Origin of the sequence: Bacillus sp. AY2-1 (assembly GCF_008368965.1) — a bacterium.
GTDB lineage: Bacteria > Bacillota > Bacilli > Bacillales > Bacillaceae_G > Bacillus_A > Bacillus_A thuringiensis_S.
The window spans coordinates 1-21526 of sequence record NZ_QPEL01000168.1 but is presented as its reverse complement, the minus strand read 5'-3'; the positions used below and the strand labels follow the sequence as shown (position 1 = coordinate 21526).

Here is a 21526-nt window from a genome sequence, read left to right as displayed (position 1 = left end):
TTCTCTGTTCCTTCACCTGGTTTTTCTGTTCCTTCACCCGGCTTTTCTGTTCCTTCACCTGGTTTTTCCGGACCTTTTTCTGTATCTTTTTTATTTGTAATTTGAAGCTTTACAACTTCAATTTTTTCATTAGAAATCGTAAATTTCATTTCCTTATTGGATAAAGTGTATCCTTCTGGCGCTTGGATTTCTTTTAAAGTGTAATCTCCTGGTTCTAACTTCTCAGAAGTCGCTTTACCGCTCTTGTTTGTTGTTAATGTGTCGATTTTTGTTCCGTCTTTCCAAATTTCAAACACTGCGCCTGCTAAAGTTTTATTTGTATTATTGGCATCTACCTTTGTAATTTCTAATTGACCTGTAATTTCTTCTTTCACTTTTTCATTCATAACTTCTTGTTTTACTACTTCGTTCGCTATAACATTTACTTCTACTGTTACTTCTAACGCCTTATAACCTTCTGGCGCTTTTGTTTCCTCTAACGTGTACTTTCCTGGCACTAAGTTTTCGAATTTCACAACACCTTCTTTATTCGTTGTTTTCGCTTCTTCAACTACTTGACCAGCTTCGTTCTTTAATTTAAATTCTGCACCCGCTAGAACTTTTGCACTCTCTGCATCCTTTTTGATTACTTGTAAGCTTCCTAGTTCTTTTGCGTTTTCTACTTGTACTTCTACTACTTTGTTTGCTTCCACAACGACTTCAATTTCTTCTTTTAACAACTTATATCCTAGTGGTGCTTTCGTTTCTTTTAATGTGTACTTTCCTGTTTCTAATTTCTGTGAAACTACTTTACCAGTTTTATCTGTTCGTAACGTATCTACTTTTTTACCATCTTTATACACTTCGAATTCTGCGTCTGATAATACTTTCGTTTTATCTTCCGCATCTACTTTTACAATTTCGAATTGACCAAGACTCTTACTGTTCGTTACTTTTACATCAACAACTTTTTCACCGTCAACTGTTACATGAATTATTTGTTTTGTTAACTCATAACCTTCTGGTGCTTTTGTTTCTTCTAACGTATATTCACCTGGCACAAGTCCGTCTACTTTAACCGTTCCAGACTTATCTGTTGTAATTCCTTCTTTTACAACATTTCCTTTCGCATCGTTCAATGTAAATTCTGCGCCTGCTAAGCGTTTCGTTTGATCTTTATCATCCATTTTAATAATTTGTAGAGAACCTAAGATTTTTTCGTTTTCTGCCTCTACTTTTACTACTTCTTTCTCGTTTTGAATTGTTACTTTCCATTCTTTATTTGAAAGCTTGTAGCCCGCTGGTGCTTTCGTTTCTTTCACTGTGTATTCACCTAGCGGTAATTTCGGTGACATCACTTTTCCACTCTCATCTGTTTTTAGTTCTGCTACCTTTTTACCATCTTTATACACTTCGAATTCTGCACCTGATAACAATTTCGTTTTATCATTCGCATCTACTTTCATGATTTCGAATTGACCCATTACTTTTTCATTCATGACTTCTTGTTTTACTACTTCGTTCGCTACAACGTTCACTTCTACTGTCACTTCTAGCGCTTTATAACCTTCCGGCGCTTTCGTTTCCTCTAACGTGTACTTTCCTGGCACTAAGTTTTCGAATTTCACAACACCGTCTTTATTCGTTGTTTTCGCTTCTCCAACTACTTGACCAGCTTCGTTCTTTAATTTAAATTCTGCACCTGCTAGAACTTTTCCACTCTCTGCATCCTTTTTGATTACTTGTAAGCTTCCTAGTTCTTTCGCATTTTCTATTTGTACTTCTACTACTTTGTCTGCTTCCACAACGACTTCAATTTCTTCTTTTAACAATTTATATCCTTGTGGTGCTTTCGTTTCTTTTAATGTGTATGTTCCTGGTTCTAATTTCTGAGAAACTACTTTACCAGTTTTATCTGTTCGTAACGTATCTACTTTTTTACCATCTTTATACACTTCGAATTCTGCATCTGATAATACTTTCGTTTTATCTTCCGCATCTACTTTCACGATTTCAAATTGACCCGTTACTTTTTCGGAGATCTTTTTATTCACCACATCTACAGTCACTACTTTATTAGCCTCTACATCAACAGAAACTGAACTAGATGATAATTCATATCCTTTCGGTGCTTCTACTTCTTTTAATGTATAGCTTCCAACTGGAAGTTGTTTCGATAAGGCTTCACCTTTATCATCTGTAACAATTGTTTCCACAACTTTCCCATCTTTATCGATAACATCAAATTTTGCACCTGGTAGAAGTTGACCAGATTCACTATCTTTTTTCAATAATTTAAATTGGCCATTCTCTACTTTTCTCGTATTCTTCATAACAAGTTCAATTACGTTTGTATTATCAATTGTTACTTTGACTGGTGTATCAACTTTTATATATCCTTCTGGTGCATTTATTTCTTTTACAAAATAGTCACCAAGTGGTAAATCTTTAACTTCCGCAATACCCTTTTCGTTTGTTGTAACAGTAGCCACAACGTTATTATCTTTGTCTATAACATCAAATTTTGCATCTTTTAAAACAATGTTTTCATCATTTTCATCAACTTTTTTAATTTGTAAATGTCCTTTTTCAGCTGCTGGCTTATTCCACTTTGGCCAGTTAAATTTAAAGTTATGAACCTCAAAACCATCTCTTTGGTGTAATCCTCCAACATAGGCTTGTCCATTAATAGAACCACCTTTTGTTTCTACAACTGCATTAGGTGCAAACACACTACCTACTACACCATAACCTTTAGTTGTTATCTTTGTAGCATTAGGAAATACCCAAATTACCTTACTAGCTAACTCAGTAAAAGATGAATTAGGATCGTATGCTTGAGATGTATTAATTAAATCCGTCGCCATCCCAGTATTTCTTGTATCATACAAAATTGCACCGCCACCAAAACTCACTTCTTCTGCATCTGAATAAATAACAATAAAGTCTTTATTCTCTACATTCGGAAGAAAAACGTCTTTTACATCAAATGTTTTCTTTCCAGTTTGGCCTGAAGAGACATAAATATTAGGGTTATTTACATCTTCACCGATGCCAAAGCTCATATTAGGTTTTGGCTTATCAGTCTGTAGTTTACTTGCATCCCCGATTACACCATCAACGTCTTTTCTAAATTCTTTAAACTTAGCATCAATCTCCGCTTGCTCTTTATAAGAGATACGGTCATATGATGTTTTCATTGCGCCATCTGGGTCACCGTCTTTTGTCATCGCCACTGTTCCATCTTGAATAATTACTTGTCCTGCTCCCGCTTTCGTAAATTGACCGCCTAGTAATAATGATGGATATCCTTCATCTACCCAAGTTGCTCCAGCTAAGTTATTTGCTCCAGTTGCAGCCGCTACGACTGTATAACTTGATGCGTTCATATTTTTCTGAACAGCCATCGCACCTTCAATATCCGCACTCGTTGCACTATGATCTCCAAAAATGATGGCGTTGTAATAAGATACATCACCTAAACCCTTTAATTCTTTTGTAGCTGCCTCTGCTTTAAATGGTAAGTGGATTAAAAAATTCATACATATTAGTAATACAACTATTAAACTACTACTTAACTTTTTAATTTTTTGATTAAATGATTTCCTCAAGAAATTCATTCCCCCTTTTAAACTTCCTAAAACCACAAAAAGAAGTACATATCATATGTACCAAACCTTACTCACATTAACTTAAAATAATCCATTTAAATAAAACAAAGAAACACTACAACTACTTAATAAGATTGCTACAATTCATTTTTGAAATAATACGTGAACTAAACTGTCATGCGGAAATACTTTTACGTATGGGAGCCCAATAAAATTAATCTGAAGAATATTTCATGTGGTGTAACTATTTTGGCAACATCATTCACTTTACATTAGTTTTCTAAAGGATTCAAGTGAATTGTATAGATTTCATACACAATTCATATTTTAAAACGCTTTCACTGTTTTTAATAAGATAAACAAAAAAACGTAGCCAAAAAGCTACGTTTTTCTGTCATCGTTTCGGTGTATTTTTATGATTCTTCAAAAACGGAAGCGGGAATTGCTTACGGAAATGCTCTTTAATCATATACTCTACACCGTTTTCACTATTTGAACGTGTGATCCAATCTGCTGCTTGCTTTAATTCTACAGGCGCGTTCCCCATCGCTACCCCAAGTCCCACGTTTTCAATAACCTCTAAATCTTCCATACTATCTCCAATCGCAACCATTTCATTTAGCGAAATATTTAAATGCTCTCCAAGCAATTGTAATCCACGTAACTTTGATACATTTTGCGGTAAAATTTCTATTCGTTTTGAATCACATTCAACATACTCTACATCTTGGAATGCTTTTCTTAATGTGTTCAGTCCTCTTTCTTTTTCACCTTTACTTTGGAAAAGAACATCAATTTTTGGCGCCGCTACCGGATGGTCCCGAAGCGCATCACCTAACGAATCTACAAATTGAACTGGATAAAATAACGGATCTGCGCTTGATAATACAGTGCGCGCAATTAAGTTTGGTGTATTTCTCTCACGATTTCCTATCGAAAACCGTTCATGAGAAATACGTACGTTACAATCAAAGTGCTCTAACACTTGCACAATGTTAAAAGTCTTCTCTTCAGACAATCTTCTTTGAACGTACGGCTTATCTAACGTTGCTGAAACGAAAGCACCACCATGTGTCACTAATATAGAATCTAATTTTAACGCCTTTGCTACTTTATGAGCGGATTGAAAATTACGGCTCGTAAATAACGTAACGTATACATCTTTTCTTTTCACAAATTCAATTGTTTCTCTTAATCCTTTTGCAATTTTTCCATTGTTGTATAGTAGTGTCCCATCTATATTAAGAGCTAGTAAGCGATAAATCATGTCGCACTCCCCCTCTTCGCTGTTGTACTCTATCCATAATTTATGAAATAAATGTAGCAAATAGAACGAGTTAGAATTACTACTGAAAATTTGGTTTACTATATACATATACACTTAGTAAAGGAGATAGTACAATGCAGGCACCTCCTTCTTTTTATGAAGGCGATACGTTAGAAGTCGCAAAAAAATTACTCGGGCAAAAACTTGTTCATATTGTAGACGGCATAAAGCGAAGCGGAATCATTGTAGAAGTAGAAGCATATAAAGGCCCAGATGATAAGGCCGCACATAGTTACGGCGGCAGACGGACAGATCGCACAGAAGTTATGTTTGGCGCACCAGGGCATGCTTACGTATATTTAATTTACGGTATGTACCATTGTTTTAACGTTATTACGGCGCCAGTGGGCACCCCGCAAGGTGTTCTCATTCGAGCCCTTGAGCCAGTAGACGGTATTGAAGAAATAAAACTAGCGCGCTACAACAAAACAGACATTACAAAAGCGCAATATAAAAACTTAACAAGCGGCCCTGGCAAACTATGCCGTGCACTCGGAATTACTTTAAAAGAACGAGGCTTATCATTACAAAGTGACACATTGCATATTGAACTGGTCCCAAAAGATGAACATATATCATCACAATATAAAATAGCAGCAGGACCTCGTATTAATATCGACTATGCAGAAGAAGCTGTACATTATCCGTGGCGTTTTTATTATGACGGGCATCCGTTTGTTTCAAAGAAATAAACATATGTAAAGGGAGAGACTATGAGAGGCAAACCTGAACTAAAAATAGAATCAGAAAAAGTATATAAAACGAAGAAAAATCCAAATGGAATGTTTATAGCAAGAATAATACAAATTCCGAAACAAGAAGATAAACTAGACTTTGTCCTTATTTTACAAAATAAAAAAACGAAAAATATTATTTATAACAAAGTTTTAGTAACAACAGATAACGACTATTATTCTTTCCGACTCGCTCGTGGGAATATTAAATGGTCATCCTTATATACTGTTACAGTATGGGATGGGCTTGGACATCAATTAGTAGAAGTATCAGCCTTAACTGGTAAAGAGAACTATTCTATTTCTGATGAGCATTATTCCGCATATCGGGAGTAACTCAAAATAAAAGAGAAGCCGAATTGGCTTCCCTTTTTACTCTGCACCTTCCGCAGTTGCAATATTATCCTCTAAGTTTTCTCTTGATAATTCAGCCGCCATAAAATCAGCTGTTTCTGGAAGTGCTAAATGCATATGAGCTTTTTGACAAATTTGGATCGTACAGTTTTCTATAACATAGTCGAAAACATGTCCACCCCCGCTTCTTTCATCATCAATATAATGTAAGTGGAATCCAGCTACACCAATACCTTGCGCATAATCTGGTGTCCAAAATCCAGCAAGCGTACCTTCTGTATTTTCAAATGAAAAGATTGGTTGTGATTTCGTCACTTCAACGAGCGGTGTATACGGTTTTTCTTGTCTTGGAACAGTTCTCGTTCTTACTTCACGGAACGTACCGTCCATTCGAATACCGCAAAATAAGTTTTTACTTGGCATTAATTCATGTAATAACGCTTCAACTTCTTCACGATTCATCGGATGCTCTACCGTATAACTCATTTCTTTTTCAAAAAACGTTACAGTAGCAAATGGTGTTGTTTCTTCTGGTTCTACTTTTTCTGCTGAACCGTCTGAACGTAAATGATAAAATTCATTATCAAATGCAATCATTTCACCATCTAATTGATCAAATGTGCCGATGCCAAAATCACCATGTTTTTTCAAATCTTCAAAGCTAATCACACCATCATATATACCATCTAATAGCGCAAGCATTGTAGATGTTTGATATACTTCATTACTCGTTTTCGTTTTTTTTGCATCAATATCAATTAATTGCGCAACAGTCATCTCAAATCTGCCTCCATTAGTTTAATTGGTTTGGTAATAATTTTTCGCTTAATTTAATATTGTCACGATAGTCAATTGGAATATCAATAATGACAGGACCATCTGCTGCTAATGCTTCTTTTAATACCTCTTCTAATTCATCAGGCGTGTTAACACGAAGACCTAACGCTCCGAAACTTTCCGCATATTTCACAAGATCAACATCACCAAACTCTGTAGCTGATGTTCTGCCGTATTTCATCATTTGTTGGAATGCAACCATATCATATGTGCCGTCTCTCCAAACAAGATGGACGATTGGAGAATTTAAACGTACCGCCGTTTCTAACTCCATCGCTGAGAATAAGAAACCACCGTCACCTGATACGGAAACTACTTTTTTACCTGGTTCTACTAAAGTAGCTGCGATTGCCCAAGGAAGTGCAACACCTAACGTTTGCATGCCGTTACTAAATAATAATCTACGTGGTTCATAAGAACGGAAACATCTCGCCATCCAAATAGAATGGGAACCGATGTCACATGTAACAGTTGTATCGTCACTAATTAAAGAACGAAGTGTACGAATCACTTGAAGTGGATGCGTAACACCTTCTGCAGGACGATTTGGAACTTCTGCTTGTTCTGATAATTTTGCGCGTAATCGTTCTAATACCGCTTCTGATTTCGTACTTAATACAAGTTTCGGTAATTTCTCCGCGATGCTATTTACCGTTAAGGCAATATCACCAATTAATTCACGCTCTGGTTGGTAATCATGGTCGATATCTGCTTGATGGTCGTCAAGATGAATAATCGTTCTGTCGCCAAGTTTATTCCAGAACTTTGGATCATACTCGATTGGATCATAACCGATAGAAATAACAAGGTCTGCTTCTTCTAGTAAAATATCACCTGGTTGGTTACGAAATAATCCAACGCGGCCGAAGAAATGATCTTCTAACTCACGTGAAATCGCACCAGCTGCTTGATATGTTTCAACGACAGGAAGTTCTGTATCCGCAATTAATTTACGAACAGCTTTCGTCACTTCATTTGTGCTCGCTCTCATACCGAGTAAAATAACTGGTAATTTCGCTGATTTTATTTTTTCTACTACATATGTAATATCATGTGTGGGAGCGATTCCAAGCTGTGGCTTAGAAAGCGCACCGATAGACTCTACAGTTGTTTCCGCAGTCATAACGTCTTGCGGAAGACTTACTAAAGTAGCTCCCGGATTTGTGGAAGTCGCACTTCGAAATGCATTACTAAGTGCTTCTGGCACATTATCAGGATGCTCTACTTCTACGCTATATTTTGTGATTGGTTCGAATAGTGCAGCATTATCCATAGATTGATGCGTACGTTTTAATCGATCCGTACGCGGTACTGCACCAGCTAAAGCAACAACGGGATCACTCTCCGCATTCGCAGTAACAAGACCTGTCGCTAAATTTGATGTCCCTGGCCCTGAAGTTACAAGACATACGCCCGGTTTCCCTGTTAATCTACCAATAGCAGCTGCCATAAATGCTGCATTTTGTTCATGACGACAAACGATTAACTCTGGTCCTCTTTCTTGCAATACATCAAATACAGAGTCAATCTTTGCTCCTGGAATACCGAAAACATGTGTAACACCTTGTTTAATTAAACAATCAACAACAAGATCTGCTCCTTTTGTTTTTGTCTTCACGTCGTTTGCTTTTACACCTGTACTCAAAACTAATCACCCTTTATTTCATAATGTGTGTAATAAAGATTTTAATTTCACCTAGTTAATTAACGTGGTGAAGTATCGTTTATCATTATAGTACAAATGCATTATTTTTCCAACAATATGAATTTGAAATTATTTTGACAACACCCAAAGAATGCGCTTACAACCTTTTGTTTATCTTAAAATAACATTTTTATATCTCTTCTAAAAATACGCAAAAATATTTCCATCCATTTATAATATTAAAAATTTTATAGTACCTTGCAAAGAACAATAGTAAGTGATATATTTGTAAATAATGGAATAACCATTATTTGGAATGTTATTCACAATTAGTATATCTCCTTTCAAAAAGTAGATATAGATTGTGTGTGCTGTTTAGAAAAAAGATAGGATTTTCAGCCATAATTCATCATTTTATAAAGGAAAGTGATTGTTATGAACAAAAGTGAATTTTTAGAGCAACTTAGTTCTTCCCTACGGAATATGCCTATTTTAGAAAAGGAGGATATTATCTCGGAGTACGAAACTCATTTTATTAGTGGTAAACAAGATGGAATATCTGAAGAGGAAATTTCTAAAAAACTAGGAAACCCTAAAACTATCGCTAAAGAACTTAACGTTTCATATGCAATAAGCAACGCTGACAATAGGCGCAGCCTAAAAAACATTATGAAAGCACTGTTTTCTGTTATGAGCTTAAGTGTTTTAAACTTTATATTTATCATTATCGCCTTTTTCGTATTACTCTTTCTATTACCGCTTCTTCTAGCACTTATAATTGCTACACCGTTATTAATTATTTCGCCTATATTATTAATAGGGTTAGGATTCTTTAAAGGGTTTCATCAAATCAGTTATTCCGATGTTTACAATGTATTCATAGCTTTTTGCATCGGCTTACTAATATCAGTCATATGTTATCAAATAATAAAACATCTATACGTAGCTTTAGTTAAGTATTTGAAATGGAATGTAGCTATTTTGCAACGACACTAATGCAAAAGGAGATTAAGATGAAAAATTATATTTTATACCCACTCATGTTACTTACAATGTTATTTCTATCAGCTTGTTCAAACAGTGTACAACCTAAGGAAGAAAACGATGTACAATCTATTAAAGATGTTGCTATTAAAGTTCCAGAAAATATATTTAGTTCCTCAAAGAAAAATGAAAATATTAGTGAAGACGAAATGAAACAAAATATAAAAAGTTATTTAAATTATAGCGGAGAGTTAGACGAAAATATCGTTCCACTTTCATCCACTACATCCGATGAAAATATCACTGAATCTGACCGAGAAAAATTACAAAAACTAATAGAATTAGCGAAACAAAATGATACAAACTTCCATAATTTTATTAGTAACAATACAATCCCTGATGATTACAAAAAGCCTTCAAAAGAAATATATGAATTTATTTCATCATCTACAGCACTTTCAGTAGAACTAGATCAAGAATTAGACAAACTCGCTCAAGATGGTAACTTATTCAAAACTGATTTCTCTTTTACAAAGCGCTTTGAGAAAGCTAATGGTAGGAAGCAAAAAGAAATTGAAAAGTTTTTGAAGGAAAAGAACATTAAAACTGAGTATTTCATTAAGTGATAATACATGTTAGATCATACATTCCTCTTTAAAATATTCACCAACATATGGGGATTTTAAAGAGGCTTTATTATGTGTAAGGATGCACTTCATCCGTTCTCATAAAAAAAGGCCTCCTTAAAGGAGGCCCAAGCAAAAACAACAAACGCAAAATAACAACAAATAATGGACGATAAAATCACTATATTGACAAAGTATAGGATTTTTATCAATTGGAGTAACTCAACCCTAAATTACTCTTTTAACAATGCAATACTAATAACTTATTACAGCAATTTTTTACCGTGTCTTAAAATAATTGACTGTCTTTCAAATAATTTTCTTTATATTGATTGTTATGAATTAGTATATACTTGAATACGACTAGACACCCTAATAAAAGGCAATATATTAAGCTGCTAGTCCTCGCGAGTTTATTTTGCCTTTAATGTAACTATACTATATTCTTCCATTTATATCACCGAACATTCCTCTCGCATTCACGCATTTTTTCTTGCGTGAATACCGCGTTATATCGGCACATCTGCTAACACCCACTCTAACTTTCCTTTATATTCCATAACAAATTTAATAAGCGGACTAGGCTCAATAAATAATCGGATACCATTCGTTTCTTCATTCCAAGCTACTTCAGTCGGTTCGTTATTCGTTGAAATAGACGCAGCCACTTCTACAGCCGTTTCACCTAACGTATATTGTTGACTGCCCTTTACATACCTCATAGCATTAATTAGCGGTTCTTTTACACCTCAACCGCTAGTACATTGAGATTAGAAAATAATAAAGAAATATTAATAATTGCTATTATCATAACAATTATCACCTTTTTTCCAATTCGCATCTTGTATCGCCCTCTTTTCCCATTCATAACGCAGTGCACATTTTAAAAATCATATAATAATATTGTTATATTACATACCCTTCTCTTTCACACCCGTATATTATACACACTTTCCAAAATCACGTAATTTTCAAACCTGTTAATTTACGACCTTGCGAATCTATAAATTGGCCATTCTGACTAATATTCTCTTTCTTTCAAATACTTTATAAAAAAATACAAAACACTATTTCTTAACAGTGTTTTGTATCATGCTATCATTCTCTTAATAGTACTTACATCATCAATATATATCGTTTACTATTCTTGTTCGCCATCTTTTTTCTTAGAGCGTCTTCCTAGCAAGAATACTAAAACTAGTAGTACTACAAGTAATAAAATTCCACCGATAATATAGTACAGAGTATAATCCTTTTTGGCCTCTACAGCTGTATCATTTAACTTCTGTGCTTCTTTTCCTTCAATCGTAAATTTTTTGGTCCACTCCCATTTCTGGTCACCGTCCGTTGCTTTCATTTCTAGACGGTATGTTCCTGGCTCTAAAGCTTTATTGTCCCAACTAATTGCATAATCGAAGTTAGAATTTGGTGCCATTCTTAAATTTTCTTTTTTCGTTTCATGTAGTATATCTTTACCTTTTTCAGTGTATACCTTTGCATCTACGCTTAAATTCTTTAACATTGCTGGTTTTATATTTTGTAAATTCGCTGTCACTACATTACGCGCATTCACTTGACCTGGTTTTACTTCATTTAATTTCATATCTGGTTTTACTTCTGCATCCGTTTCTCTTAATACAACACCGATAGCATATGCATACTTATTTTTGATTTGCACACCTTCTGATTTTTTCTTATCTTTTTCATCTTCTTTTTCTTTAAAGTATAAACCACCTAAAATCACACCATCATATGATTCTGTAGGCATTTCAATATTCACATTTACTACTACTGTACTTTTCGCTGGAATTTTTGTCTCCTTTTGTACTTTAGCAATTTTTGAAAATGGTGTCTTTAATGTAGTATCAAACTCTGGATTCACTACACTGTAATCAGTGATTCCATTATTATTTGTAATTGCGGTATTCGCATATGTCTCTACTTCTACTTCTTTATCTGTATCATTTTTCATTTGTACTTGCAGCGTTTGTTTTTGTCCTGGTTCCATCTTCAAATCAAAATATGTTTGGTTTTTATCCACTTGATTTTCTGGAATGACCGCGGTTACCGCAAATTTCATTTCAGCTGCTTCTACTTTCACATTAAAAACAGTTATACAAATCGCTACAGCCAATAAAAAACTCATAATTTTCTTTACATATTTCATACTATATTCCTCACATATTCCATAGTTTAATATACAAACGAAAGAGATAAAGACTGAAAAACAGCTTTATCTCTTTCGTTATTTCTCTTAAATGCTTCTATTACATTGGTGCGTCTTTTAATTCCCAAGTTAGAGAAGTTGTGTACTGAGCTTGTTCTTTTTTCGTTTTACCCGGTACACTTAACTCAACGCTCTTCTCGCCATCTTTTACTGATTCACCGAACGAATTCGTCCATGTTCCCATACCTTCTTCTTCTTGGGCTGTCGCAACATCAAAAGCTTGACCTGGAGTTAAAGCGATATTTTGTGCAGCTGTTGGTGCCTTAGTACCAGCTGCGGAATTTAACGTACCGTTCTTCAGCGTTAAAGTAGCTCCCGTTAACTCTTTAGCATCTGCAGTTGTAAATTGATCGTTTTGTTTTACTGTTAATTTCCACCCTGCATTTGTACCACGATTATCTGTTACTTGTACAAAGTTTGGAACTTCACTTTCAGCACCTGTTTTTTTATTTTTCACATTATCTAATTTTGCATAGTACACCTCGTTATTACCAGATGCTTTTTGTTTGTCAAAATTAAAGTTAGATACATAGTCGATACTTAACGGGCCGTTGGTTCCTGGCTCATGTGTATCATCTGGATTTTCTGGATCTACAATTGGCTCTACTACTTCATCCGGATTAATTGGATTAATTGGATCTACCGTATCTGTATTTTTTTCAAACTGAATAAAAGCTTTTGAATTTAACGTTCCACCATCTTTTTCTGCGAAAGCTGATGTTCCTCCCGCTAATGTTGTTAATGCGAATGCTCCTACTACTGCTACTTTTGTAAATTTCATATTAGTTCTCCTTTTACGTTATTTTTCATTTTCAATATTCAGAAATTATTTCGGTGTATCCTCTAAAGTCCAAGTTAATGTCGTTTTATACTTTGCATCTTTTACCTTTTCTGTTGTACCTGGTACAGATAAACTAACACTGTTTTTAGCTTGTTCAATATCTTGACCATATGCAGTTGTCCATGTTCCCATACCTTGACCTTGTTGTGCACTCGTTACATCTTGTGCTGATCCGTCTGGATTTAACGTTACAGGTTTTGCCGTTGGCGCGTATTTTTTATCTGTTGCAGAGTTTACAACTGAATTCATTAATTTAATCTCAGCACCATCCAACTTTTTACCGTCTGCAGTTGTAAATTGATCATCTTGTTTTACCGTCAGTTTCCACCCTACGTTTGTACCACGGTTATCTGTGATTTGTACATAATTTGGCACTTTTTTTGTTTGTCCTGATGCTGTTTTTACATTTTCTAACTCAGCATAGTAAACTTTATCATGACCAGAAATCGATTGTTTTCCGAAATGGAAATTAGATACATAATCAATACTTAACGGTCCATTGGTTCCTGGCTCATGTGTATCGTCTGGATTTTCTGGATCTTCAATCGGCTCAACTACTTCATCTGGGTTCGTTGGATCAACCGGTCCCGTAATACCTTCATTTTCTGTAAAGATTACATCCGTTACAGACTTCATTGAAGCTGCTTCTTCTGCAAATGCTTGTGTTCCCCCTGCAAGCGCTGCAAGTGATACCGCTCCTGCTAATGCTAATTTTGTTAATTTCATCATTTACCTCCACTAAATTAATTTATTTAATAGAAACTTTTGTTTCTATTTTCCTAGTTTGAAATAATGTTATACAGGCTGCTATCAATAAACCTACCCCTGCATACTGCAAAATAAGTGAGGTTTGTCCGCCTGTTTTTGGCAACACCTTATTAGTAATCCGGTCGTCTGATATATTGACGACTATTTTAGATCCATCTGGAATCAATGGATCCTCAATTTCTGACGGATTATAACTATTTGAAAAAGTAATTCCTGCTTTTGAATTCATACTATTTGCCAATACTTCTTCATAAAAGAGAAACACCGGTACTACTAGTATCATCAGTAATAGGACGTATTTCTTCACCATTACACTATCTCCTTTCTAAATTTAATATCTACATTCTAGCTTCTAGATATTTCACTTTAAATTGGAGCATTCGTTAACGTCCATTCAAGCTCACCTTTATAGCTCTTATTTACTTTTATATTTGGACCTGAAGTAACCCGTAAGCGAATCCCTTCGTCATCCTTCCAATCAAACGAAACATCTTCATTATTCGTTGAAGTATGAGTAGTAACTAAGTAAGACTGTTCATTTAATACGGTATCAATACCATTTGTACTATATACAATCGAATCAGGTAATATATCATTGTCCGTATTCATTAATGGGCTTGTTTGCTTTACATAAACTTGCCACTCAGTCTTATCTTTACGTTTATCAGAAACAATTAATTTTCCTTTCATACCGTTACGGTTAAAGACTTTCTCCCTTGATTGAACTTTTACATTACCAAACGAAATACTTTGTGGCACATCAATTAGCTCAAGATTCCCACCAATTACACTTACTTTAATCTTTCTTTCAACATCTTTAACTTTTAAAGTTACAGTGTAATCACCAATTTGATTTGTTAAACCACCTATATCTACAATTTGAACTTCCTTCGTAACATCAGCTCCGCCTGGAAGTTCCCACGCCTTCACTTCTGCTTCTTTCAATATAAACTGCTTTAACTGTTCCACATCTGTCGGCACATCATCTACAACAGATACAAAATCCCTCGCCTGTATGGCAGCTTCATTTCCAATCGTAACCTGATCATCTTTTATGAATACAGGAACAATCACTTTCGTTGCGTTTCCAGCCGCATCCGTTATTGTAACTTCAGCTTCAACATATCCTATTTTCGATACATCTGGTTTTTTCGTAACTTTGTAAGAAAGATTACTATCAGAAATACCTGCATTATCATTTACATTCGTTACATAATCTTTCGCATTATCCGATAAATCATCCCCAATTTTGATTACTTGAGTAACCGGACTAGCTGTCGGTGGCATTGTATCTTTCACGCTAACGAGATCAGATTTCTCACTTACGTTTCCTGCTGCATCTGTAGCTGTTGCATAATATTTAGTTCCAGGAACTAAAGGTCTTTTCTCTTCTGGTATTACAAATGTATATACTCCGTTAGCATCTGCTTTCACCGATCCAATTAGCACATCCTCACTATAAATATGTACGAATGAATTTGGTTCAGCTTTTCCTTGAAACTTTTCGGATATATCTTTAATTGGTTCCTCAAGAATAGGCTTTTCTGGAGCTGTTTCATCCTTAACAATTGTTTTTGACTCAGCAAATTTACCATTTAAATACGAGAAAGCTTTTACTGTATTTCCAGCCGTTAAATATTTCCCTTTAGGCAAAGTAAATGAATATTTCCCTTCACTATCAGCAACTACGTGATACTTTTCAGAAATATTTATATCAGAAGAATCAATTGTTGGACTTGGAATTGCATCGTCTCCTGATAAACGCACTAACGCACCTGGATTTGTAACACCCGTAATAATATGACTGTTTTCTTTATTCTGATTATCTGTTAATTCATCAATAGAAACTGCTACATTTGGAATATATTCAAATAGTACTCTTTTAAAGTTTTGCGTTCGGAAGTTTTCTCGGAAATCATTTTGTACTTTTTCAGTTAATGAATTCCCTACTGCTTCTCTAACGTCACTATAATTATATTTAACCTGCATTCCATACATCGGATTCCAGATGTAACTTGGTTTATCATCATCATCGATTGACACACCATTTTTCCAAGCTTTTACACGCTGTACATCTACATCTAATACTCCACTTACGCCATACATATAAATTAGCCTACTTGATGCATGAGAATTATCTAATGCCAAATTTACTCTTTCAGCATTTGCGAATTGGAACTTTGCATTTGTACCAATATAAATAAGGTTTTTTGATCCAGTTCCATCGGAATGTACATCGAACGTTGATTTTTCACCAATTATAAAAGAGCTTCCATTCCCTGCATATACACTTGCTTGTGTAGAAGTTGATGTGTTTTCTGATTTCACAGTTAATTTCGCACTATCAGCAACTTTAAGATTTGCACTTGGTCCTAGATAAAGCGCATTGTAACCTAGATTACCTTTTGTATTAATGATCAACTCTGCATTCTTTTTTACAGTAATCCCCGAATTTGTTCCTTCAACACGTATTCCGCCTCGATTGCTAGTTGAAGTTGTATTCACGTTAACTTTTGCACCGTCATGGATTATAAACTGCCCTTGCGTTACAATTACTGCCTGCGGATTTTCTCCGCCAGTATCAGATGCTGAAACATCAATAATGGCATCTTTCCCTACATCTACTGTTCCACCATTAAATAGCCCAAATACTGCTGATTTTTTAGTGCTACCAGTATAATGAGTACCTTCAAGAAATTTCACATTTGTCGCTTCAACATTTTGCTGTGTATCTGTACCGATAGTTGGAATAGATTTTCCGTCTAATGACGTGTATTTTTCAACCGATTGAACATTCAGCTTACCAGCAAATATAACATCCGCATTATAAGAACACGTTAACTGCGGTCCTATATAACTCAAGTTTTCATATTTTATAAAAGCAGAGTTAGAATTCGGAGGTGCATCCATCCGAAACGGTCCATAATAGTTACTTCCAAGAATGTTTATATTTCGTATAGTAAGATTCATTTTATTCGCCACAGTAGCTGTGAAAACCCCACATAGCCCTCCAAAGTCAACAGTATGACCATTTCCTTCAATCACCAAATCTGATCTAACTGGAAAAGTGAGAAAACCATATGCAGGGTGATTTACAGTAAAGTCGTTTTTGATGTTAATCTTTGAAACACTCTTATCATTCAACGCTTCTCTAAATGTTTTATCATCATAAACATCTACTGTGCCATTTACTACAGCATGTTTAACTTCCTGATTCTCTAAGCGCTCTTCTACCTTTTCTATAGTCGCTTTTTCATTAGACGCTTTTTCTTCATTTTTCACTTCTTCAACATGTGTTTTTTCTGAATCAATTATTTTTTCTATTTCTGCTTGAGTTGTTTCTTTCTGTTTCACGACATTTTCTTTGCTTTCTTCAGAGCTTACTTCTTTTAGCCCAGTGCCTTCTTCATTATGGATTTCTACATTTTTTTCGCTTTTTTCTTCTTTATCACTTTGATGAATGATGTCAGACTTCTTCTCTTCAGAAGTCCCTTTCACCATTGGATTTTCAGTAATATATACTATTGGATTTATTTTCGATTGAACTTCTTGATTCCCTTGCTTTAGCTTCGTCTCGAATTTATAAGTTCCAGGCCTTTTTCCTTTCACCGACAAACGTACTACATCTAAAGCTTTACTTTGTGAATTTTTCTCAATTTGAATTACCGCATTTTCTATTAAACGAATTCTTTCAGACGTGCCATTTCGTTCATTCAATAGTTTAGTCGCCTCTTCATCAAATTCCATACCTTCTGGCACTACAATCTCAACTTTGTCACCAGTTTTTTTCAATTCCATTATTCTTAATACTATTTCTTCATCTACCTGCGCTTTATTCTTTTCAGATTGTAACAATAATTTTATTTCTTGATTATCTTCAATTGCATAAGCTGTACTTGATAAAGCATCTAATGTACTTAATTGTGTAAAAATAATCGTACTTGCTAAACAAATACGCCCTATTTTTTTTCTTTTATTCAATATCTTCATTTTCCTCCTTTCTTTATTCACTAAAGTACTTAAAACACATATAATTAAATACTTCAATTTATCTTTTTTAGTCTATATCCATTAAGTAAGACAACTAAGTTTTCAACTCTACATATAATGTTAACCATTTTCTTGAAATACATAAACGAAAAGTACGCACGGGGGAACGCATTTATTTTTGCGGGAAGCCGTGCGAAAAACCAAAAATTATCCATATCACATAAATAAAAAAGGCATAAACCAATATTATATTGAGCTTATGCCTAGCGAAATAAACCTTATTTTGTTTTATATAAATCTTTCTCTTTCATAAACAAGTTACACTTATACACATATAACCAATCCTAATTGCTTCATATTGTTAAAGTATAAATAATCCCTAGTTCTTGCGCCTTTTGTACTGCTTCCATCCTTGATGACACCTGTAACTTATGAAATATGTCAGTTAATTTATATTCTACCGACCTTTGACTTAAATTTAATATTTCGGCAAGCTCTCTATTTGTTTTCCCCTTACTTACTTCAACTAGGATTTTTTTCTCTTCTTCATTTAAAGATACTGCCCTTTCGGGTCCATCTTCTATGCTTATATTTGATATATTTTCTGTTATTCTCAATTGCCTAACTAATTGATAAGGTAAAACAACTTCTTTTTTCACTGCATGGTGTATTGCATTTATCACTTGCTCCTCAGAAGAAGTTTTACTCAATACACCAAGAATCCCATTATTTATTAGCAAATTATAATGTGCAAATACATCAAATCCTGTAAAAATAAGGATCGATGCCTCTGAATGTATCTTTAATATTTTCTTAGATAACTCTAAACCGTTTATATTCGGCATTTGTAAATCAATTAAGTAAACATCATATTTTTGATTCTTAATTATTTTTTCTACTTCTATACTATTATGCACTACATCTACATTCATCTCATCGTATTTTTCAATTAACGCCTTCGTCCCTAATCCTACTGCAACATGGTCATCTACTACAAGTATTGAAATCATATTCTCACCCTTTCAATATCATTACACACAAAATCACCCTATCACCTGACGACTTTTCAGAAGCTAATTATCTTTAAATTTAATAAGTATTTGCAAACCGAGATTAGGTTTTGATTCAACAGACATCTCTCCATTTAGGCTTTGTATCCTAGTGACAATTCCAGACAAGCCTAACGTGTTGTAAGAATGGTTTACTTCATCTAACTTAACACCTACCCCATTATCTACATAAGTTAAATATAGGTGATCGTTTTTGTGAAATAATCTTATCGTTACATTTGTCGCTTTTGAATGTTTCATTGCGTTGTTTAATAGTTCTTGTATAATTCGATAAATCGCTTGTTCATGTTCAATACTAGGAACAACAATTCTTTCAGCAATATCATAGTAGAAGAAAAAGGTCGCTTTTAAATTAATTTGCTTAAATAAATTCAGTAGTGCTTGTTTTAAACCTAACTCATATAAAAATGGTGGCCTCAAATTATTACACGTTTCACGAATTGTATAAATATGATCTAATAGTTCTTCATATATTTCATTAAGTATATCTTTCATTTCCTCATCTTTAACACGTTCATTATAACTTTCAAATTTTCTAGTTAAACGTATTTGATCTTGCAAAACTCCATCATGTATATCACTTGCAAGATTTGTTCGTTCTTTTTCTGATAGTTTGAACATAAGTCTCGCCAACCACATAGGTGGTTGCTCTAAACTTTTTATCTCCTGTAATTGCTTTAATAGGTCTTCAATTTGATTAGAACACTCTAATAATAAATCTGCATAATTACATAATGTTTCAATCCAAACTACTTCATCTACATTTAAATTTTCTTTTCCATTATAATTACACAATAAAATAAGCATTTTTTCTGCTGAAGCAGATAAAACAAATCCAAAGTGTTTTTCTAACTGTACGATGGAACCAACCTTGTAGGTATCTAGTTGATGATTAAATACCATTTCTATCGTCCGGTGCGGAACATATTCACTATCCAAAACACGGACAGACTTCTCAATTTTATTTATTTCTACGCAGCACGTCTCTTCAAGTTTTAAAATATCCGCTATCTCTCTTCGCATACTATAAATTAAATTTGATAGTTTATATTCATTTTTTGCTTGATGTAAAAATCGATGCAAACTGAATTGATAATTTTTTTGATGATGATATAAACTTTTTCTCAACTTAAAATCTATATAATCCTTAATATATAAAAAACAAATACAGATAATAATAGCAATAACTCTAAATTTTATCCACTCTAATAGACTTGCCTCACTCTCTTCAAAAATTACCATAGTTAATACTGCCAAAAATATGTTAATCCCTACAGATAAAATAATATAATGCGGTAGTCGCTGAATAATAAATCTAAAATTAAACAACTTCCCTGCAATTACTAAATAAAACAAGCACACTGGGATAAATAAAAAGAAAATCCCCGTTGTTTCACTGCTTATAAACTCTTCTCCATAATATAAATTTGGAATTAAATATAAACAAACAAATGGGGTTGCCGACACAAAAAAACTAATAATAATAATTTTTAAATATTTAATGTAACTACTATTTTTACTTTTAAAATAAAATCTTACTAAAAGGTATACTGTACAACAAAATAATATCAAACTTAAAATGATCGTAAACAAATTCGCCCATTCATTATGTTCTATATATACAAAAATACTCACTATAATAAGGAATATCGATATTGCATTTAAAACTTTTGATTGCTTTGGTATTAAAAACTTTATTTGATTATTCAAAAAATATAACATCATGAACCGAATAAAAAAAGTAAATGAACATACTAATGCAATTGAAGCCACAATAAAAGAGAATATATCATCTCTTTCAACAGCCATAATACTAATAAAGTTCACACCAAGAGAAATTAAAAAATATACTAGATTAGTGGTACTACGATTCATTTCAGGAACAAACATTAAAAGATAGAATGCCATCAAAAAACATACTACATAAAACCCAACTGGAATGAACAAATGATAAAATAATTGCTTACTATAAGGTGTATATTTTATCTCATACTCTTTTATTTCCCCATTCCTATTTAATGTGATTTTTTTCGCTTGTTCAATTGAATGATACGATCCAACTGTAAAATGTTTAGATGGTGACTCGTCATCAATTTTTTCTATAATATCTCCTATTTGGAAATCCCTTTTTCCTGCCCAACTATATTTTGATAAGTCATATATAACATATTGGTTAGAATCTTTTTTTACAGATATACCCATCTCAGGATATTCTTTTATTAAACTAGCGAAATAAACACTAACTATAAGTGAAAATAATAGAATCAACAACTGCCACTTAGATTTCCACATTCTTGCTATCATTGCATAAATCCTTTTGCAAACGCAACCATATACATTGCCCCCCCTAGGTATTATCCAAGGAAATTTTTTTGTTTTTCATTCCTCAATAAATATAGAATTATTTACCTTATACTTTCACATTGAAAATAAATCCGCATTTTTTCAAAGGTAAATAAAATATATATTGCCCTCCCTAGGTATTCTTAAAATTTTTTTGTTTTTCATTCCTCAATAAATATAGAATTATTTA

Annotated in this window: 16 protein-coding genes; 4 read left to right on the top strand and 12 right to left on the bottom strand. The window is 33.8% G+C overall.

Annotated features, from left to right (window positions below; genetic code table 11):
* Nucleotides 1-3590: MSCRAMM family protein (locus tag DN403_RS27095; RefSeq protein WP_149185941.1), on the bottom strand; the 3590-nt coding region annotated here is incomplete at its 3' end.
* Between the two features lie 394 nt (nt 3591-3984).
* On the bottom strand, nt 3985-4857 hold the full coding sequence (locus DN403_RS27090; RefSeq protein WP_000640419.1) for a Cof-type HAD-IIB family hydrolase: 873 nt from the start codon (nt 4855-4857) through the stop codon (nt 3985-3987).
* 134 nt (nt 4858-4991) lie between these two features.
* On the opposite strand from DN403_RS27090, the gene DN403_RS27085 reads away from it, so the two are divergent.
* Complete coding sequence (locus DN403_RS27085; protein ID WP_001148792.1) at nt 4992-5609, top strand: DNA-3-methyladenine glycosylase; 618 nt, start codon at nt 4992-4994, stop codon at nt 5607-5609.
* A gap of 21 nt (nt 5610-5630) precedes the next feature.
* Entirely contained in the window at nt 5631-5987 is a 357-nt protein-coding gene (locus DN403_RS27080) for a hypothetical protein (RefSeq protein WP_149185940.1), read from the top strand.
* A gap of 36 nt (nt 5988-6023) precedes the next feature.
* Here the strand turns inward: DN403_RS27080 and alsD are convergent, their stop codons facing one another.
* Both alsD and alsS read right to left on the bottom strand, forming a co-directional pair.
* Nucleotides 6024-6782, bottom strand: a complete 759-nt coding sequence (gene alsD, locus DN403_RS27075; protein ID WP_149185939.1) for an alpha-acetolactate decarboxylase — start codon at nt 6780-6782, stop codon at nt 6024-6026.
* A gap of 16 nt (nt 6783-6798) precedes the next feature.
* Nucleotides 6799-8487, bottom strand: a complete 1689-nt coding sequence (alsS, locus tag DN403_RS27070; protein WP_149185938.1) for an acetolactate synthase AlsS — start codon at nt 8485-8487, stop codon at nt 6799-6801.
* A 435-nt stretch (nt 8488-8922) separates the two neighbouring features.
* Here alsS and DN403_RS27065 point away from each other — a divergent pair, with 435 nt between their 5' ends.
* Both DN403_RS27065 and DN403_RS27060 read left to right on the top strand, forming a co-directional pair.
* Nucleotides 8923-9483, top strand: coding sequence for an HAAS signaling domain-containing protein (locus DN403_RS27065; RefSeq protein WP_086398156.1), 561 nt, complete (start codon nt 8923-8925; stop codon nt 9481-9483).
* A gap of 17 nt (nt 9484-9500) precedes the next feature.
* Entirely contained in the window at nt 9501-10097 is a 597-nt protein-coding gene (locus DN403_RS27060) for an NDxxF motif lipoprotein (RefSeq protein ID WP_149185937.1), read from the top strand.
* A 509-nt stretch (nt 10098-10606) separates the two neighbouring features.
* On the opposite strand, the gene DN403_RS27055 is transcribed toward DN403_RS27060, so the two are convergent.
* From DN403_RS27055 to DN403_RS27020, 8 genes are all read right to left on the bottom strand, one after another.
* A complete protein-coding gene (locus DN403_RS27055) occupies nt 10607-10819 on the bottom strand; it encodes a hypothetical protein (protein ID WP_106103919.1) in 213 nt (70 codons plus the stop codon).
* Between the two features lie 419 nt (nt 10820-11238).
* Entirely contained in the window at nt 11239-12264 is a 1026-nt protein-coding gene (locus tag DN403_RS27050) for a WxLIP family cell surface protein (protein WP_149185936.1), read from the bottom strand.
* 100 nt (nt 12265-12364) lie between these two features.
* Entirely contained in the window at nt 12365-13105 is a 741-nt protein-coding gene (locus DN403_RS27045) for a WxL domain-containing protein (RefSeq protein ID WP_149185935.1), read from the bottom strand.
* A 45-nt stretch (nt 13106-13150) separates the two neighbouring features.
* Nucleotides 13151-13891, bottom strand: coding sequence for a WxL domain-containing protein (locus tag DN403_RS27040; RefSeq protein WP_000778940.1), 741 nt, complete (start codon nt 13889-13891; stop codon nt 13151-13153).
* A gap of 22 nt (nt 13892-13913) precedes the next feature.
* Entirely contained in the window at nt 13914-14243 is a 330-nt protein-coding gene (locus DN403_RS27035) for an LPXTG cell wall anchor domain-containing protein (RefSeq protein WP_000239723.1), read from the bottom strand.
* Nucleotides 14244-14299: 56 nt separating this feature from the next.
* Entirely contained in the window at nt 14300-17923 is a 3624-nt protein-coding gene (locus DN403_RS27030) for a pectate lyase-like adhesive domain-containing protein (RefSeq protein WP_149185934.1), read from the bottom strand.
* Between the two features lie 353 nt (nt 17924-18276).
* Nucleotides 18277-18933, bottom strand: a complete 657-nt coding sequence (locus tag DN403_RS27025) for a response regulator transcription factor (RefSeq protein WP_149185933.1) — start codon at nt 18931-18933, stop codon at nt 18277-18279.
* Between the two features lie 63 nt (nt 18934-18996).
* Complete coding sequence (locus DN403_RS27020) at nt 18997-21297, bottom strand: ATP-binding protein (RefSeq protein WP_149185932.1); 2301 nt, start codon at nt 21295-21297, stop codon at nt 18997-18999.
* Between the last annotated feature and the right edge of the window lie 229 nt (nt 21298-21526).

Excerpts from the sequence above, each read along its gene's own strand:
- DN403_RS27090 (WP_000640419.1), bottom strand. The coding sequence starts at position 4,857 with ATGATTTATCGCTTACTAGCTCTTAATATAGATGGGACACTACTATAC.
- DN403_RS27085 (WP_001148792.1), top strand. The coding sequence starts at position 4,992 with ATGCAGGCACCTCCTTCTTTTTATGAAGGCGATACGTTAGAAGTCGCA.
- DN403_RS27080 (WP_149185940.1), top strand. The coding sequence starts at position 5,631 with ATGAGAGGCAAACCTGAACTAAAAATAGAATCAGAAAAAGTATATAAA.
- alsD (WP_149185939.1), bottom strand. The coding sequence starts at position 6,782 with ATGACTGTTGCGCAATTAATTGATATTGATGCAAAAAAAACGAAAACG.
- DN403_RS27065 (WP_086398156.1), top strand. The coding sequence starts at position 8,923 with ATGAACAAAAGTGAATTTTTAGAGCAACTTAGTTCTTCCCTACGGAAT.
- DN403_RS27060 (WP_149185937.1), top strand. The coding sequence starts at position 9,501 with ATGAAAAATTATATTTTATACCCACTCATGTTACTTACAATGTTATTT.
- DN403_RS27055 (WP_106103919.1), bottom strand. The coding sequence starts at position 10,819 with ATGAGGTATGTAAAGGGCAGTCAACAATATACGTTAGGTGAAACGGCT.
- DN403_RS27050 (WP_149185936.1), bottom strand. The coding sequence starts at position 12,264 with ATGAAATATGTAAAGAAAATTATGAGTTTTTTATTGGCTGTAGCGATT.
- DN403_RS27045 (WP_149185935.1), bottom strand. The coding sequence starts at position 13,105 with ATGAAATTTACAAAAGTAGCAGTAGTAGGAGCATTCGCATTAACAACA.
- DN403_RS27040 (WP_000778940.1), bottom strand. The coding sequence starts at position 13,891 with ATGAAATTAACAAAATTAGCATTAGCAGGAGCGGTATCACTTGCAGCG.
- DN403_RS27035 (WP_000239723.1), bottom strand. The coding sequence starts at position 14,243 with ATGGTGAAGAAATACGTCCTATTACTGATGATACTAGTAGTACCGGTG.
- DN403_RS27030 (WP_149185934.1), bottom strand. The coding sequence starts at position 17,923 with ATGAAGATATTGAATAAAAGAAAAAAAATAGGGCGTATTTGTTTAGCA.
- DN403_RS27025 (WP_149185933.1), bottom strand. The coding sequence starts at position 18,933 with ATGATTTCAATACTTGTAGTAGATGACCATGTTGCAGTAGGATTAGGG.
- DN403_RS27020 (WP_149185932.1), bottom strand. The coding sequence starts at position 21,297 with ATGATAGCAAGAATGTGGAAATCTAAGTGGCAGTTGTTGATTCTATTA.